Consider the following 15,325-nt stretch of genomic DNA (forward strand, 5'->3'; position numbering starts at 1 on the left):
CAGCGGCTGGGCGCCGAGCCGGTGAAGATGTTGTTCGACAGGGCGTGCGTGCAGGGTCATTGCGTGTTGAGATAAGGGCTGGTCACGGCCTGTATCAGGTCGTGTGACCGGCGGTCAGCGCGTCGGTTGGCGCGGGCGATGTTGGTTTCGCCGTTGACGCGGTGCCAGCCAATCGCGGTGTTACGCAAGGTGGCCATGATGGCAGGTCCGGTCCCGGTCCGGGCTTGATGTAGATCTTCACGGAACGTGACATCTCTGACGTTGTGGACCTGGTTCTCGATCAACCACTCTGCCCTCGCCCACCTCTGCAGGTCAGCGGGCTGAGTGTCGGCGGCGGTCAGGGACGTGACCAGGTAGGCGGTCTCCCTGCTGGTCTTGCCGTCCACGGTGCGGGTGCGGATGATCCGGGCGGCCTGCTGGGCGTGCGGGAAGGCGATCCCGCCCGGGGTTTGCAGGGTGACCGCCTTGACCGTGCGGGTTTCCTTACGGCCGTGACCGCGGTCGCGGGTGCGGTCGCCGACGGGGATGTGTGCCCAGGCAATGGTCTTGAGCTGGGCATGAAGGGTGGGCCGGTTGCCCTTGGCCTGCAGGAGAAGGTGTGCTCCGCGGCTGGTGACCTGCTCGGCGTGACCGGTCTGGGTGTGCATCGCGTCGGCGACGAACAGGACCCCGGTCAGGCTGCCCAGGACTTTCTCGACGGCGTCGAGCAGGGGTGTGAAGGCGGGGATTTCGTTGCTCTTCGCGTCAACGGTGACCTGGGCCAGGACGATGCCGGTGCTGGTGTCCAGCGCGGACAGCAGGTGCACCTGGCGGCCTTCGGGCAGGCGGGCGCCCCGCAAGGTCTTGCCGTCGACGGCTCTTCGAAGTTAAGCGGGGTTCAGGTGTCCGCGGTGGCGGCGGGTGGTGGCGGTGCGGGTCCGTAGTCGCTGGTTCTCTGGGTTCCGGAATCCGTAGGCGTCGCGGGCGACGGTTTTGCTGACGCGGTTGGCGCCTTCGGAGCCGGCGTTGGTGATGCCGGTGTGCAGGAACGCGTGGATCTCGGGCCGCCAGGTCTCGATCGTGGTCGCGAGGCGGTGCAGTTCGAGTAGGTCAGTGGCGGCGCAGCGGGCGTAGAAGCGATGTAGCAGCCGGGCGATGGTTTCCCGATCCGGGTGGGTGCGGGCGAGCGCGAGCAGGTCGAGGAGGTCCTCTTTCGCGTTCCAGGCGGCCAGGATCGGTCTGCCGATCGTCGTCGGCAGGTTGCTGAGAGTGTCAACCAGCCGGTCGACGTGTTCGGCGCGTAACCGGGCTGCTGACCTGGTCAGCCGGTTGCGTTGTTGCCATTCCGGGTCGGTGGCGCGGCCCCGGCGGCCGCGGTGGGTCATCGTCATGCGGCGGCGGACCTCGGTGACGGCCCGGTTGGCCATGGACTACGTGGAAGTGGTCCACGACCAGCAACGCGTGCGGCAGGGCCTCGCGGATCGCGGCCTTGAACACGGTGCGCATGTCGATCGCGACGGCTTGGACCTGCTCACGCCAGGCAGCGGGACGCGCGGTCAGCCAGTCGGTCACCGCCTTGCTGGTCCGGCCTTCGACCTGGGCGAGCAGCCCTTGCCCGCCGCCGAGATCGCAGAATCCGACATGCCAGCGGTCGACGAGGGTGGTCCACGACTGCGTGACCGCGTCGAAGCTCCAGCGCGGTCTACCGCGGCGGACCTCGTCGATACCGAGCACGGCCACCGGCTCGGGTTCGGCCGGTAGCACGTCTGCGGCGTACGCAGTGAACGCCGCAGCGACGATCGGCCACGAGATGCCCAGTTCGCGGGCGGTCTGCACGATCGTGCGGTTGCCGTCGGCGACCGCAGCGCCGGCCGCCTGCCGCAGCCGGACGGTGACCCGGGCCCGTGCCGGGACCTGTGGCGCCTGCTCGGTGAACGACTTGCGGGGGCATCCGGGCTGGTCGCAATGCCAGCGTCGTTTACGCCACCGCAGCCGAGCCGTCCGCCCCGCCATCGGCAGATCTCGTGGCCGGATCGTGGTCCACTGCTTCACCCGCACGGCCCGCAACCCGCACTGCGGGCAGCATCGTGCCTGCTCATCACCGGTGGACAGGTGAACTACGGGGGAACCGTCCGGGTGCTGCTCGACCCGATCGGCCACCAGGCCGTCCAGGCCCAGCAGCCGGGTCGTATCGTTGACCATGCTCGCAGCTCTTCACTTGTGACTATCCGACTAGACACTCAGATGATCACTGATGAGCTGCCAGCCCTCACGCTCGGGCCGAACCCAGCCGCGAACCCCGCTCAACTTCGAAGAGCCGTGATGCTCTCCGTGCCAAGGTCGCGCTCGATCCGGGATCGACTGGCATCCCCGCGCTTCCGTAACCACTCGATCCCGGATCGAGCACGACCTTGAGGCTGGCGAGCGAGTGAGGCGGCGGGACGTCGATTCGAGGCAAAGACATGCCGTAGGTCGCGTGCCGACCCACCTCGACTGGCAACGCAGCGTGAGTGGCGGAAGGGAGGTCGCTGCGCACGCAGTCGAGGCGGCAGACAACCTCCGGCCTGTGTACGTCTGGCGTACCTGGCTCTACCGCTGGAACCGTACGCCGACAAGGAGGCGCTCTGACGGCGTGGACGAATCGCTGGTAGGTCGGAAGCGGTGTCGATAGCGCCAGCGGTTCAGCTCGACAGGGGCGCGAGGAGACAGCTCTTCCCCGCGTAGGTGGCATAGTCCCACTGCCGGGAGCGGCACCCGTGGAGGCCGTCGTCGCGCGAAACCGCCGCCCCTGACCGACGTGAGGCGGCTCGCCCACGCGCTCGACCTGACCGCCGTGCTCACCTACTGCGACCATCGGCGCGACGCGGGCAACCCGCTGAAGATCCAGGGCGAACGCTGGGACGTACGGCTGATCGCCCGAGGGGCGCAGGTCGGCTCGGAGTTTCCCTTCCTCGCCAGCGTGCCGAGGGCGCCCGACCAGCCGGCTCCTGCTCCGCAGACCGCCCCCTCGCCGCCGCTGCCGGACCCGACCGCGCTGCTGTCGGGGCCAGCGACACGATCCGGATGCCGCCTGGCGATCCGGTCCACGAAGGTCTTCGCCTCGGCCGGGCGCCGTACGTCGGCCCGCAGGTAGGTCGCCTCGCCGGTGATCCGGGTACGTCGGCCGAGGGGTCGTTGGTCGGGCACGCCTGCTCTCCTCATCGGGTGAGTGCCAGGTCGTCCTGGCGTGGGGTGGGTTCGTCGGTGAGGCCGATGCGGCGGTGCAGGCGGCGCAACAGAGCGGGTGCCCACCAGTTGGCGCCGCCGGCCAGGCGCATGAACGCGGGTACGAGGATTCCCCGGATGAGGGTCGCGTCGACGATCACCGCCAGCGCCATGCCGATGCCGAGCTGTTGGAGGAAGACCACCTGTCCGGTGGCGTACGTGGCGAAGGAGACGGCGAGGATGACGGCGGCGGCGGTGACCAGCGGTGCGCTGCGCGCGATGCCCAGCGGCACGGACCCGATCGCGTCGCCGGTCCGGTCGTACTCCTCCTTGATCCGGCTGAGCAGGAACACCTCGTAGTCCATGGAGAGCCCGTACGCGATGCAGAACATCAGGATCGGGATGCTCGGCTCGATCGACCCGGTGGGGGTGAATCCGAGCAGGCCGGAGAGGTGTCCCTCCTGGAAGACGAGGACCAGCGCTCCGAACATGACCGACAGGCTCAGCGCGTTGAGCACGGTGGCCTTGACCGGTGCGACGACGCTGCCGGTCATCACGAACAGGACCACGAACGTGACCAGCACGATCAGCGCGACGATGAGCGGGAGGCGTTCGGTCACCCCGTCGCGGTAGTCGGTCAGCTCGGCCGGGTAGCCGCCGACCAGCACGTCGACCGGTGCGGGTACGGCCCGTACCTCGCGGACCAGGCCGATGGCGTCGGACGCCAGGCGTTCACTGCTGGGGACGACCGACAGCCAGGTGCCCTCGCCGTCGTACCGGACGCCGGTGGGCGCCGGTGCCGGTGTGCCGTCCATGTACGAGCCGGACGCCGAGTCGACCCGGACGACGCCGTCGAGGCGGGACAGGGCGGCGGCGTACGGGGCGACCGTGGTGGCGTCGCCGGTCGGCGCGACCACGTGCAGGGCGTCGGCCTCCTCCTCGGAGAAACCGGCCCGGATCTGGTCGTACATCTGGCGTACCGGGGCCGAGGTGGGCAGCACCCGGTCGTCGGGCAGTCCGAACCGCACCCCGAGGAAGGGGGCCCCGAGCAGCAGCAGGACGGCGAGCGCCGCGCCACCGTACCCGAGCGGCCGGCGCATCACGCGGGCGGCGAGGGCGTACCAGAAGGTCCCGCTCTCGGGCCGGTCCGGGCCGCGTCGTTGCACGCGGTGGCCGAGCAGCGCGAGCGCCGCAGGCAGGAACACCGTCGCGCCGACCACCGCGGCGAGCACGACGGCGATGCCGGCGTACGCGAAGGAACTGAGGAACGGGAAGGGGAAGGCGAACAGCACCGACAGGGAGGCCGCGACGGTGGCGCCGCTGAACAGCACGGTACGCCCGGCGGTGCGGACGGTCCGGGTGACCGCCTCGGATACCTCGCTGCCCCGACGTAGCTCCTCGCGGAACCGGAAGATGACGAACAGCCCGTAGTCGACGCCCAGCCCGATGCCCATGACCAGGGCGATGTTCGAGGCGAACGTGGAGATGTCGGTGATCGTGGTGGCCGCACGCAGCAGTGCCAGCGAGCCGAGTACGGCGAAGATTCCCACGCCGAGGGTGACCAGCGCGGCGGAAATCCGCCGGTAGACCAGCCACAGCAGCAGGAGCACCAGCGGTACGACGACGAGTTCGGCGCGGATGAAGTCGCGGCGGGCCTGCTCCATCACGGTCCGGAACACCTCGTCGCCGCCGCCGACGGTCACCGTGACGACGGCGTCCTCGCGGGTGAAGTGCGGTGCGAGATCGGGCAGCACGGCCCGGCGTACCTCGTTGGCGTCGCCGGGCACCCAGGCCAGCACCATCGCCTGCCCGGCGTCGTCGCTGCGCAGCGTCTCCGGAGTGCCGCGCGACCAGTACGACCAGGCGTCGCCGACCCCGGGGTGGCCGGCCAGTTCCTGGGTGAGGGCGCGGCCGGCGGCGGCCACCTCGGCGCTGTCGACGGTGCCGTCGCGTGCGGTGACCAGCAGCGCGACGTTGGGGGAGCCGGTGCCGAACCGGTTGCCCAGCAGGTCCCGGGCCTGCATGGATTCGGAGCCGGGTGCCTCGAAGCGGTTGAGCGAGAGGGCGTTGATCGTGCCGGCTCCGACGAGTCCGGCCAGGACGGTGGCGAGGAGTGCGATCGCGAGAACCCATCTCGGTCTGCGCGCGACGAGCACGGTAATCTCCCTCAGGACGATTTTGCGAGTTCTCACTCGTGTTCGTCCGCAACAATACGAGCGATTGCTCGTGTTTTTCAAGAGGGGGTCGACTGTGGAGGCGACTGACGGTCAGCCACGGCGCCGACAGGCACGCGGAGAACGGCGCATGGCCGACATCCTCGAAGCGGCCGCCGCCGTCTTCGCAGAGTCGGGCTACGAGAAGGCGACGACCAACGCGATCGCGACCGCGGCCGGCATCTCGCCCGGATCTCTGTACCAGTTCTTCCCGAACAAGGAGGCCATCGCGCAGGCGCTGGCCGACCGGTTCGTCACCGGAATGCGCGAGGCGCACCAGGGCGCGTTCGAGGGCGCCGACTTCGCCACCATGGACCTCGACGAACTGCTCGACCGGGTGGTCGACCCGATCCTGGCCTTCAACCTCGACAACCCGGGCTTCAAGGCGCTGTTCGCCCGGCCCGACATGCCGGCCGGTCTCACCCAGGCGGCGGCGCCGATCCAGGCGGCCCTCCTGGGGCGGGTCGAGGCCGTACTCGCCGCCCGCGCGCCCGACCTGGCAGCCGGCGAGCGCACCCGGGCCGCACGTACCCTCGTGCAGGTCTTCAAGGGGATGTTGCCGATCGTCGTCGCCGCACCCGAGGGTGAGCGCGAGGTCGAGGTGCGGGAGTTGAAGAAGATCCTACGCGGCTACCTGGCCCCGATCACCGGCTGAGTCCCGGCCGGCGGCCTCTAGCTCGGTCGGTGGCCGTCTGCTCAGGCGGTCGCCGGTGCGGTGGGTAGTTCGTCGACGACCACCACCGGGCTGCCCTCGGGCACCTCCGCCAGCAGCATCCGCTGCCCGCCGGGAGTGAGCCGGATGCAGCCGTTGGTGGTCTTCCGGCCCAGCTCACCGTCGTGATACCAGGTGTGGATGCCGATGTGGGCGCCGCGCAAACTGGGCGGGACCGAGTCCGGGTCGTCGGGGATGGAGCCGAGGGCGTAGATGTCCACTCCGCCGTACACGCTCTCCGGGGGTGGGGTGCGCCCCAGGACGAAGGTGCGGCCGAGCGGTGTCTCCTGGCCGTGCTGGCCCAGGCTGACCTGCCAGGTGCGGCGGGCGACGCCGTCGCGGAACCAGGTGAGGCGGTACGCCACCCGCTCCACCACGATCTGGTCCCGTAGCGCCACGGTGCGAAAACCACCGGGCGGGAGCCAGGCCAGCTTGCGATTGGCCGAGGGGAGCAGGACAGCCGTCCAGCCCCGCTCACGTCGGGCGATCGGCACGGTGAGCGGCACGCCGCTGATGGTGGGCATCAGGAAGGCCACCGGCCGCCCGCCCGGCCCGTCGTACGCGGCCAGTCGCCGGGTCGGCCGCAGCCCCTCGGTCAGCGGCGTGGTGTCCAGGGTGTCCGGGTCGTCGGGGAAACCGGCCGGCGACGGGGCGTAGTCGATCTCCGGCAGATCTTCCGGCGCCGGCGCGGCCGACGGGACGGGCTCGTCGAGCGGTGGCAGCGTCGTGCTCGGCACCTCTGCCCGGTCGCTCGGTCCGGCGACCGGTGCCGGCCCCGGCCCCGGCGGCGTCAGCGTCCAACCCGCGTACGCCGACCCGCCCAGCAGAACGGCAACCCCCACCGCCACGACTCCCCGCCGCCCCCTGCGCCAACCCTCAAATAGCACAACCCACCCTAACAACCCAAACCCCCCAAAACCCCCATTTCCCCCACGCGACTCCCGCCCCACCCACCCCTAACTCGGAAGTAGACCTACTTCCTCCCGATTAGGGCCGCTTCGCGAAGCGGAGCGACAAGGACTAACCCCCCACCCCCCGCCGTGTTGATCAAGAAGTTTGCGTCGACGGCAGGCGGGAACCTGACGCAAACCTCTTGATCAACTCGACGGGGCGGGTGCGGGGCGGGGAGTGGGGGGTGGGGGGGTGGTTAGGGGAGGCGGGCGTTTTGGTGGAGGGCTATGGCGTCGTGGGCGGGGACGGTGGCGGCGAACCAGCCGTTGGCGTCGACGGTGATGATCGGGCCGGTGCAGGTGCCGTTGGTGAAGGTGCCGTGGATGACGTCGCAGTAGCGGCCGGCGGGCAGGCCGGTCTGGTACGAGCGGCCGGTGATCGGGAAGTCCTCGTCGTTGATGGTGATGAAGCCCCGACCGGTACGGCTGAAGGCGATGTGCTGGTAGCCGTTGTCGTACCAGTTGCTGACCCCGGCGCCCTCGGTGGCGTTGCGGAAGCCGACCATGTTCGCGATCACCGGCCAGCGGTGCTCGCACTCCCAGCCGGAGTAGCAGGTGGTGTTGAGCGTCCTGTTGCCGCCGTCCGAGGGCGGGCCCGCGTCACGGTTGGTGATGGTGTAGCTGGACATCACCGTCGGTGAGCCGTACGGCCAGGCCAGCATGAAGGCGTTGGCCAGGGCGTAGATGCCCCGGTCGCGGTAGGTGAGCACCCCGCCGTCGTCGCGTTGGGTGTCGTGGTTGTCGACGAAGACCGACGCCACCGAGCTGGGCAGGTGGCCCCAGCCCTCGCCGAAGTTGCGCAGGTAGGCGAGCCGTTCGGAGCGGAACACCCGGGCCAGGTCCTTGCCGTAGCGGAACTCGTGCACGTCGCCGTTGCCGGTGTACTCCTCGGGCCGGATCGGCTCGCCGGCGCCGTGGATGACCTCCTGCACGACGTACGCCGGACGGTTCAGGCGGCGCAGGATGTCGGCGATGTCGGCGGCGGGCATGTGCTTGCTGGCGTCCAACCGGAAGCCGTCCACGCCGAGAGAGAGCAGGTCGTTGAGGTACGCGGCCAGCCGGGACCGGACGTACTCGGAGCCGGTCTTGAGGTCGGCGAGGTTGACCAGCTCGCAGTTCTGCACCTCGTAGCGGTCGAGGTAGTTGACGATGTCGTTGGTGCCGTTGCGGCCGCAGTAGTGGAAGTCCTGCGCCTGGTAGATGCCGGGGTAGACGTGGTGCTGGTAGGACGACCCGGCCCAGCCGGTGCCGCCGTTGGTCTGGCCGGACATGTGGTTGACGACGGCGTCGACGATCACCTTGACACCGGCCGCCTGGCAGGTGCTGACCATGGACCGGAACTGCTCGCGGGTGCCCTTGCGGGATTCGATCCGGTAACTGACCGGCTGGTAGGCGACCCACCACTGGTTGCCGCGTACGTGTTCCTGCGGGGGCGAGACCTGGACGTAGCCGTAGCCCTTGGGGCCGAGCGTGCCGGTGCACTCGGCGGCGACGGAGGGCCAGTTCCACTCGAAGAGGTTGGCGATGACCTTCTTACCGCCGGTCGGGGCGGCGACGGCGGCGGGCGCGGTCACGGTGCCGGGTGCGAGGAGACTGGCGATCACGGCGAGGGCGATGATCGCCGGGCGGAGTCGACGTCGACGCATCGGGTGCTCCTGGGTGCCGGAGGGCGGGGTATGGTGGCGCGGCTGCCCGGATCTTGCACTCCGGGCTGAAAGTTTCAGCAAGGTTAACAAGTACGTTTCGGTGCCTGTCAATGCATGGGCGTCCGTAACCGCGTCCCGGCGGTGCGGCGGAGTCGTTACACGCGCCGTAGGGAGGGACGGTTCGACAACTCGTCGAGAAATTTTTGTCCGGAGCTAATCCGACTGCCCGATCCAGACGTACTGGTGTGGGGAACAGGGTCGGCCGGCGGTGCGCCGCCGCGAGACGATCGAGGAGCACATGGCCCGGGCTACGCAGAACGAGAAGGCGCCTGCCGTCCGTACCAGCACCAGCACCAGAGGGATCCGGGTACGGTCCCGCGGCCAGATCCTGGCGCTGTCCGCGTCCGGGATCGCGGCGCTGTGGGCGCTGATGATGCTCACCAGCTTCGGCCAGCGGGCGTACGCCATGGGCTTCTTCTTCACCGAGTTCTTCGCCGGTGTGATCGCCCTGGTCGCGTTGAGCCTGACCGTGATGATGGGGCTGCTGGCCACCGACCGGCTCGTGCTGCTGATCCGGCACCGGGTGCTGTTGCAGTCGGCGCACCGGGCCACCGGCATTCTCGGTGTCGCCGGCCTGGTCTTCCACGTGATCACCAAGATCGCCAGCGGCCGGGCCGGAGTGACCGACGTGGCGGTGCCGTTCGTCGGCGGCCGAGGGCTCTACGTCGGCCTCGGCACCATCGCCGCGCTGCTCATGGTGGGTGTGCTCTGGACCGGCATCATCCGGGCCCGGTTCGCCGACGTCGGCCCCAGGTGGCTGTGGCGCGGCCTGCACTCGATGGCCTACCTGGCATGGCCCTTCGGCATCTTCCACGGCCTCGGCGCCGGGCGTGCGCCGGCCACCTGGGTCACCCTCAGCTACTGGCTTTGCGTGGTGCTGGTGGTGGTGGCGCTGCTGGTCCGCCTCTCGGTCAGCCTTCAGCGCCGCAGTCGCGAGCAGCACCAGGCCGCCGCGCTCAACGAGGCGATGGCCGGTGGCAAGTCCACCGAGGAGACCCGGGGCAAGGGCCTGCTCGGCACCCTGACCGGCCGCCGCGCCGAGGGCGAGGACGGCCGGGAGAAGCGGGTCCGGCGTGACATGAGCTGGGCCGAGAGCACCTCCGGCACCTGGGCCAGCCCGACCATCCGGCGCAACGACCCCGAGCGCTTCACCGTGCCGGTGGTCCCCGAGCCGGGCAGCCTGCGCGAGTCGGTGCGTTCCGGCCGGGACCGTCTCGACGAGGACCTGGAGCCGGTGGTACGGCGTCCCTCGCGTCGCGAGGAGGAGGAGTTCGAGCGGGCCATCCGCCGGGAGACCGAGCTGATGGAGCCGGTGTCCCGACGGCGTGACGAGGAACCGGCCCGACGTACCGCCCGCCGCGACGACGAGACGGAGTCCACGGGGCGTCGCGCGTACCGCCGGGACGAGGAGGAACTGGAGCCGGTGGGCCGTCGGGTCCGCGAGGACGAGGAGCCGGTCCGGCGGCGCGCCTCCCGCCGCGAGGAGGAGCGCGAGTCGACGGGCCGCCGCTCCGCGCGCCGTCGCGAGGAGGAACCGGAGTACGGGCGCGAGCCGGGCGGCCGGCGCCGCCGCGACGACGAGGAGACCCGTCGGTCCCGCCGTTCCCGGGTGGACGACGACGCCGGTACCCGCTACTCGTCCCCGCCCCGCCGCAGTGTCGACGAGCCGGAGGAGCCCTGGGACAGCCCGCGCCGCTGGGAGTCGAACGCCCCGATCTCGGCCGGCCCGATCTCCGGTACGCCCATCTCGGGTTCGCCGATCTCCGGTACGCCCATCTCCGCCGAGCCGCGTAGCGGCGGCGGGCGGCACAGCGCCGAGGACGACGTGCCCGAGGCGGAGACCGACTACTGGCGGCCCCCGGCCCGGTACGCCCCGGAGGACGCCGTGGAGGACGACACGCCGACCCTGGTCGACCTCGCCTCCCGGCGCGCCCGCCGGGCATCCGAGAGCCGCCGCCGCCGGGCCGACCCGGACAAGGTGGACGGTGCCTACTGGGCCGGACTGCGCGGGGAGGCCAAGTGACGGCGCGTGCCGTGGTCCCGCCGGTGGCCTGCGTCGGTGAGCCCCGGCTCACCGCCGGGTTCGCCGAGTTCGGCCGGCTCGACCTGCGGGCCCACGAGATGGTGCACGGCCCGATCAGCCCGATGGAGCCGTCCCACCTGCTGCGTCTCGCCGAGGGTATCCAGCTCAAGGGCAAGGGCGGCGCCGGGTTCCCGTTCGCCAGGAAGCTGCGGGCGGTGCTGGAGTCCTGCGAACGCCAGGACCTGCCGCCGGTGGTGGTGGTCAACGCGACCGAGGGGGAACCGGCGAGCTGGAAGGACAAGGTGATCCTCACCCGGGCCCCGCACCTGATCCTGGACGGCGCGGCACTGGCCGCGTTCGCGTTGGACGCCGAGGAGATCGTGCTCTGCGTGGCCGACGACCTGGTCGGCCGGGACTCCCTCATGGAGGCGCTGGGCGAGCGGCGGATGCCGGTGCCGACCAGCGTGGTGACGGTGCCGCACCGGTTCATCAGCGGGGAGGGCGGCGCGCTGGTCAACGGGATCAACGGGCTGCCGCACATCCCGCCCGGCACCAAGAAGCGCTCCAGCGACTCCGGTGTGAGCAACCTGCCCACCCTGCTCTCCAACGCCGAGACGTACTCGCAGCTCGCGGTGGCCGCCCGCCTCGGCCCGTACGAGTACGCGGCGCTCGGCACCGACGACGAGCCTGGCACCGTGCTGCTCAGCGTGACCGGCGCGGCCAAGCGGCACGCGGTGGTCGAGTGCGCGGCCGGCACCCCGCTGCGGGAGATCCTCGAACTCTGCGAGGTGCCCGACGGGCCGGGCATCCTGACGGGCGGCTACCACGGCAAGTGGATCACCAGGGAGGCGGCGGAGAAGGCCGAGGTCTCCCGCAAGGGCCTCGCGGCCGTCGGCGGCACCCTCGGCGCCGGCATCATCGTGCCGCTCGCGAACGACACCTGCCCGCTCGGCGAGGCCGCCCAGGTGGTGCGCTACCTGGCCGGTGAGTCGGCCGGGCAGTGCGGCCCGTGCAAGCGCGGCCTGCCCGACCTGGCCCGCGCGGTCGACCTGGCGGTCTCCGGCAGCGCGCCGGTGGAGGTGGTCCGGGCCGCCGCCGGTGACGTCAAGGGGCGCGGTGCGTGCAGCCACCCCGACGGTACGTCCCGCTTCGCGCTGTCCGCGATGGAGGTCTTCGCCGACGACCTCAAGAAGCACACCACCGGCGAGGGCTGCGGCCGGCGGGTCAAGGGCATGATGGGCCTGCCCGGCGCCCCCGACCCCGACCCGCAGAAGCTGGTCCTGGACTGGTCCCGGTGCGACGGCCACGGCCTGTGCGCCCACGTGGTGCCGGACTTCATCCGGCTCGACCAGAACGGCTACCCCGCCTTCCCGCCCACCCCGGTGCCGACCTGGCTGCGGGAGGGCGCGTCGAAGGCGGTCAAGGTCTGCCCGGAGCTGGCGCTGCGGCTGACCAAGGCCTGAGCGTGCCGCGACCGAAGCCGGTACCGGGCACGCGTGCCGCGAGCGAAGCGGGAGTGCGTGCGCGTGCGGTGACCGAAGCGGGACCGGGCGGTCGGCCGGTGGCCCTACCAGCGAACCGAAGGAGACACCGATGAGGCCGGTCCGACAGACGCGACGTGCCATCGGTGCGGTCGCCGTCCTGCTCGCCGCCGCGCTGGCGGCCGGCGGCTGCGGTGCCGCGGGCTCGGGCGAGGAGGCCGCGGCCGTACCGGAGTCCGCCTCCGCGCCCGCACCCACCCCGGCGTCTGCGGCGCCCGCCGGACCGACGCCCGGCCCCACCGCTCCGGTGCCCGTACCCGACACCCTGCGGTTCACCGGGCAGACCCTGGCCGGTACGGCGTTCGACGCCGCGACCCTGGCCGGTCGGCCGGTGGTGCTGTGGTTCTGGGCGCCCTGGTGTGCCACCTGTGCCAGCCAGGCGTGGACCATCGCCGAGATCGAACCCGGCTTCCGGGACACCGTGCCGATCATCGGCGTGGCCGGACTCGGCGAACGCAAGGCGATGACCGACTTCGTCACCGAGTTCGAACTCGGCCCGATGCCGCAGCTCGACGACCGGCAGGGCACGCTCTGGCGGCGGTTCGGGGTCGTCGAGCAGAGCACGTTCGTGATCATCGACCGTGAGGGCAAGGTCGCTCACAAGGGTTGGCTGGACGGGGAGGACCTCACCCGCCGGGTCACCGCACTGGCCGCCTGATGGAGGCGCCGCTCCTGCTCGCGCTGACCGCGGGCATGCTCGGCGCGGTCAACCCGTGCGGCTTCGCGATGCTGCCGGCGTACCTGTCGCTGCTGGTCGCCGGGGCCACCGACATCCGGGGCGCCGTCGGGCGGGCACTCACCGCCGCCGCCGCGCTCACCTGCGGGTACGTGCTGGTGTTCGGTGCCTTCGGCCTGGCCCTGGCCCCGCTCGCCGGGTGGCTGCGTCCCCGGCTGCCCTGGTTCACCGTCGGGCTGGGGCTGCTGCTCGTGCTGTTCGGCTGCTGGCTGCTCGCCGGTAGACGGCTGCCCAGCCTGCGCCCGCTGGCCCGGGCGCCCCGACTGACCCGCAGCTGGCCGTCGATGGTGCTGTTCGGCATGGCGTACGCGACCGCCTCGCTGGGCTGCGCCATCGCCCCGTTCCTGGCGATCGTGGTGACCAGCCTCCAGGCCGGGTCGACCGGACGCGGGCTGGCGCTGTTCGGGGCGTACGCCCTGGGGATGGGGCTGGTGGTCGCGGTGGCCGCGCTCGGCGTGGCGCTGCTGCGCGGCGAAGTGGTGGCCCGGCTCCGGGGCGCCGGCGCCTGGGCGCCTCGGGTCAGTGGTCTGGTGCTGCTGCTCGCCGGCGGCTACGTGGCCTGGTACGGCTGGTATGAGGCGCGGCTGGCCGCCGGTCGCCGCGAGGCGCTCGCCGACCCGGTGGTCGGCGCCGTCGCCGGTATCCAGCGTTCGCTGGCCGCCGCCCTGGACACCGCGGGCCCTGCGGTGCTCGTCGCGGTTGTCGGCGTGCTGCTGCTCGCCGGCTTGCTGCGAAGGAAGGGGCCCTTCCTAACGCCTGCGGTAGAGCAGGGGTCCCCTGCTAACACTGCACCCCATCGCGAGCCGCCGGACGTGAGCGCACGGAGCGGCACTGCACCCAGCGATGCCGCACCGGGCGCAAGCGCACGGATCGACAGCGCGCCGGGCGATACACCGAAGGACGGGTCGGAGTGTCGGGGGTCGCACGCGGCGACCCCCGACGAACCGGTCAGCGCGGGGTGAGCCGGTCGGTGCCGATCCGGTCGCGGAGCACCTCGGGCACCAGCACCGAACCGTCGGCCTGCTGGAACTGCTCCAGGATCGCCGGCAGGAGCCGGCTGGTCGCCAGCGCCGAGCCGTTCAGCGTGTGCACGAACCGGGTCTGCTTGCCGCCCGGCTCGCGATAGCGGATCGCCGCCCGGCGGGCCTGGTAGTCACCGCCCCAGGAGACCGACGAGACCTCCTTGTACTTGCCGGTGCTGGGCATCCACACCTCGATGTCCAACGTCTTGCGCATCGAGGCGCTGGAGTCGCCGGCCGCCAGCAGGCTGCGCTGGTAGTGCAGACCCAACCCCTCGACCAGGCCCTCCGCGTGGGCGACCATCTGCGTGAGCGCCGCGTCGGCCTGCTCGGGCAGGGTGAACTGGAAGATCTCCACCTTGTTGAACTGGTGGCCGCGCACGGTGCCGCGCTCGTCGGAGTGCGAGCCCGCCGCCTCCCGGCGGTAGCAGGGGGTGTACGCGAACACCCGCAGCGGCAGCTTCGCGGTCTCCAGGATCTCGTCCTGGTACGCGCCGAGGATCGCTGTCTCCGCCGTCGGCAGCAGGAACTGCCCGCGCGGCGCGGACTGCTTGTCCAGGTGGTAGACGTCGTCGTAGAACTTCGGGAACTGGCCGGCGGCGAAGCCCGCGGTGTCCAGCAGCAGGTGCGGCGGGAGCAGGAACTCGTACCCGGCCTCGATGTTCCGCTCGATCAGCCAGTTGATCAGCGCCCACTCCAGCCGGGCACCCAGGCCGGTGTACATCCAGAAACCCGACCCGCCCAGCTTGACCCCGCGCTCGTGGTCGACCAGGCCCAGCGCCCGGCTCAACTCGACGTGGTCACGCACCTTCTCGATCGCCGGAGGCGCGCCGAAGGTCTTCACCACCCGGTTGGCCTCCTTGCCGCCGGGGACCACGTCGTCGGCGGGCAGGTTGGGCAGCTCGCTCATCACGGTACGCAGCCGTGCCTGCACCTCGTCGAGTTCACTCTCCAACTCGGCGATCTGCTTGCGGCCGACCTCGGAGGTCGCCTCCGGCTCGACACCGGCCCGCTTCGCCTGCGCGTACGCCCGGGCCTCGGCCTTGCGACGCTGGCGTTCCCCGTCGATCTCACTGATCAGCCGGCGACGCTCCCGGTCGAGCTGCTGGATGTCGTCCAGCGCCCGGTCGACCTCGGCGGCCTCCAGCCGCTTCGCCAGCGCGGTCGCCACCGCGTCGCGATCCCTCCGGATCAACTCCATGTCGAGCATGCTGCTCCGTACGCCTCCGTCCGGAAGTCGGG

Annotated in this window: 9 protein-coding genes and 3 pseudogenes; 6 read left to right on the plus strand and 6 right to left on the minus strand. The window is 71.3% G+C overall.

What is annotated here, in order from left to right; all coding sequences use genetic code 11:
* Nucleotides 1-56: 56 nt before the first annotated feature.
* Together ID554_RS22835 and ID554_RS22840 are read right to left on the minus strand one after the other, a co-directional pair.
* Nucleotides 57-839: an ISAs1 family transposase gene (locus ID554_RS22835; RefSeq protein WP_223884209.1), complete on the minus strand. Its 783-nt coding sequence runs from the start codon at nt 837-839 to the stop codon at nt 57-59.
* 27 nt (nt 840-866) lie between these two features.
* Nucleotides 867-2,181: pseudogene (locus tag ID554_RS22840) on the minus strand (ISL3 family transposase).
* 514 nt (nt 2,182-2,695) lie between these two features.
* Between ID554_RS22840 and ID554_RS22845 the strand changes: the two are divergent.
* Nucleotides 2,696-3,052 (plus strand): annotated as a pseudogene (locus ID554_RS22845) (hypothetical protein); the annotation flags it as partial.
* Nucleotides 3,053-3,176: 124 nt separating this feature from the next.
* Here ID554_RS22845 and ID554_RS22850 read toward each other — a convergent pair.
* Nucleotides 3,177-5,339, minus strand: coding sequence for an MMPL family transporter (locus ID554_RS22850; protein ID WP_199489256.1), 2,163 nt, complete (start codon nt 5,337-5,339; stop codon nt 3,177-3,179).
* A gap of 148 nt (nt 5,340-5,487) precedes the next feature.
* On the opposite strand from ID554_RS22850, the gene ID554_RS22855 reads away from it, so the two are divergent.
* Complete coding sequence (locus tag ID554_RS22855) at nt 5,488-6,051, plus strand: TetR/AcrR family transcriptional regulator (RefSeq protein WP_117229759.1); 564 nt, start codon at nt 5,488-5,490, stop codon at nt 6,049-6,051.
* Nucleotides 6,052-6,092: 41 nt separating this feature from the next.
* Here the strand turns inward: ID554_RS22855 and ID554_RS22860 are convergent, their stop codons facing one another.
* Nucleotides 6,093-6,950, minus strand: coding sequence for a L,D-transpeptidase (locus ID554_RS22860; protein ID WP_117229769.1), 858 nt, complete (start codon nt 6,948-6,950; stop codon nt 6,093-6,095).
* A 305-nt stretch (nt 6,951-7,255) separates the two neighbouring features.
* A complete protein-coding gene (locus ID554_RS22865; protein WP_117229758.1) occupies nt 7,256-8,704 on the minus strand; it encodes an alpha-amylase in 1,449 nt (482 codons plus the stop codon).
* Nucleotides 8,705-8,972: 268 nt separating this feature from the next.
* On the opposite strand from ID554_RS22865, the gene ID554_RS22870 reads away from it, so the two are divergent.
* The 4 genes and pseudogenes from ID554_RS22870 to ID554_RS22885 form a co-directional block, all read left to right on the plus strand.
* Nucleotides 8,973-10,787: a ferric reductase-like transmembrane domain-containing protein gene (locus ID554_RS22870; protein WP_223884210.1), complete on the plus strand. Its 1,815-nt coding sequence runs from the start codon at nt 8,973-8,975 to the stop codon at nt 10,785-10,787.
* Nucleotides 10,784-12,250, plus strand: a complete 1,467-nt coding sequence (locus ID554_RS22875; RefSeq protein WP_117229757.1) for an NADH-quinone oxidoreductase subunit NuoF family protein — start codon at nt 10,784-10,786, stop codon at nt 12,248-12,250. Before ID554_RS22870 ends, ID554_RS22875 begins: the two co-directional genes overlap by 4 nt.
* Before the next feature lie 130 nt (nt 12,251-12,380).
* A complete protein-coding gene (locus ID554_RS22880) occupies nt 12,381-12,986 on the plus strand; it encodes a redoxin domain-containing protein (protein WP_117229756.1) in 606 nt (201 codons plus the stop codon).
* Nucleotides 12,983-13,852, plus strand: a pseudogene (locus ID554_RS22885) (cytochrome c biogenesis CcdA family protein); the annotation flags it as partial. The gene ID554_RS22880 and the pseudogene ID554_RS22885, both read left to right, overlap by 4 nt.
* 160 nt (nt 13,853-14,012) lie before the next feature.
* On the opposite strand, the gene serS reads toward ID554_RS22885, so the two are convergent.
* Nucleotides 14,013-15,293: a serine--tRNA ligase gene (gene serS / locus ID554_RS22890; RefSeq protein WP_117229755.1), complete on the minus strand. Its 1,281-nt coding sequence runs from the start codon at nt 15,291-15,293 to the stop codon at nt 14,013-14,015.
* Nucleotides 15,294-15,325 lie beyond the last annotated feature (32 nt).

Source organism: Micromonospora craniellae, assembly GCF_014764405.1.
GTDB classification, from domain to species: Bacteria; Actinomycetota; Actinomycetes; order Mycobacteriales; family Micromonosporaceae; genus Micromonospora; species Micromonospora craniellae.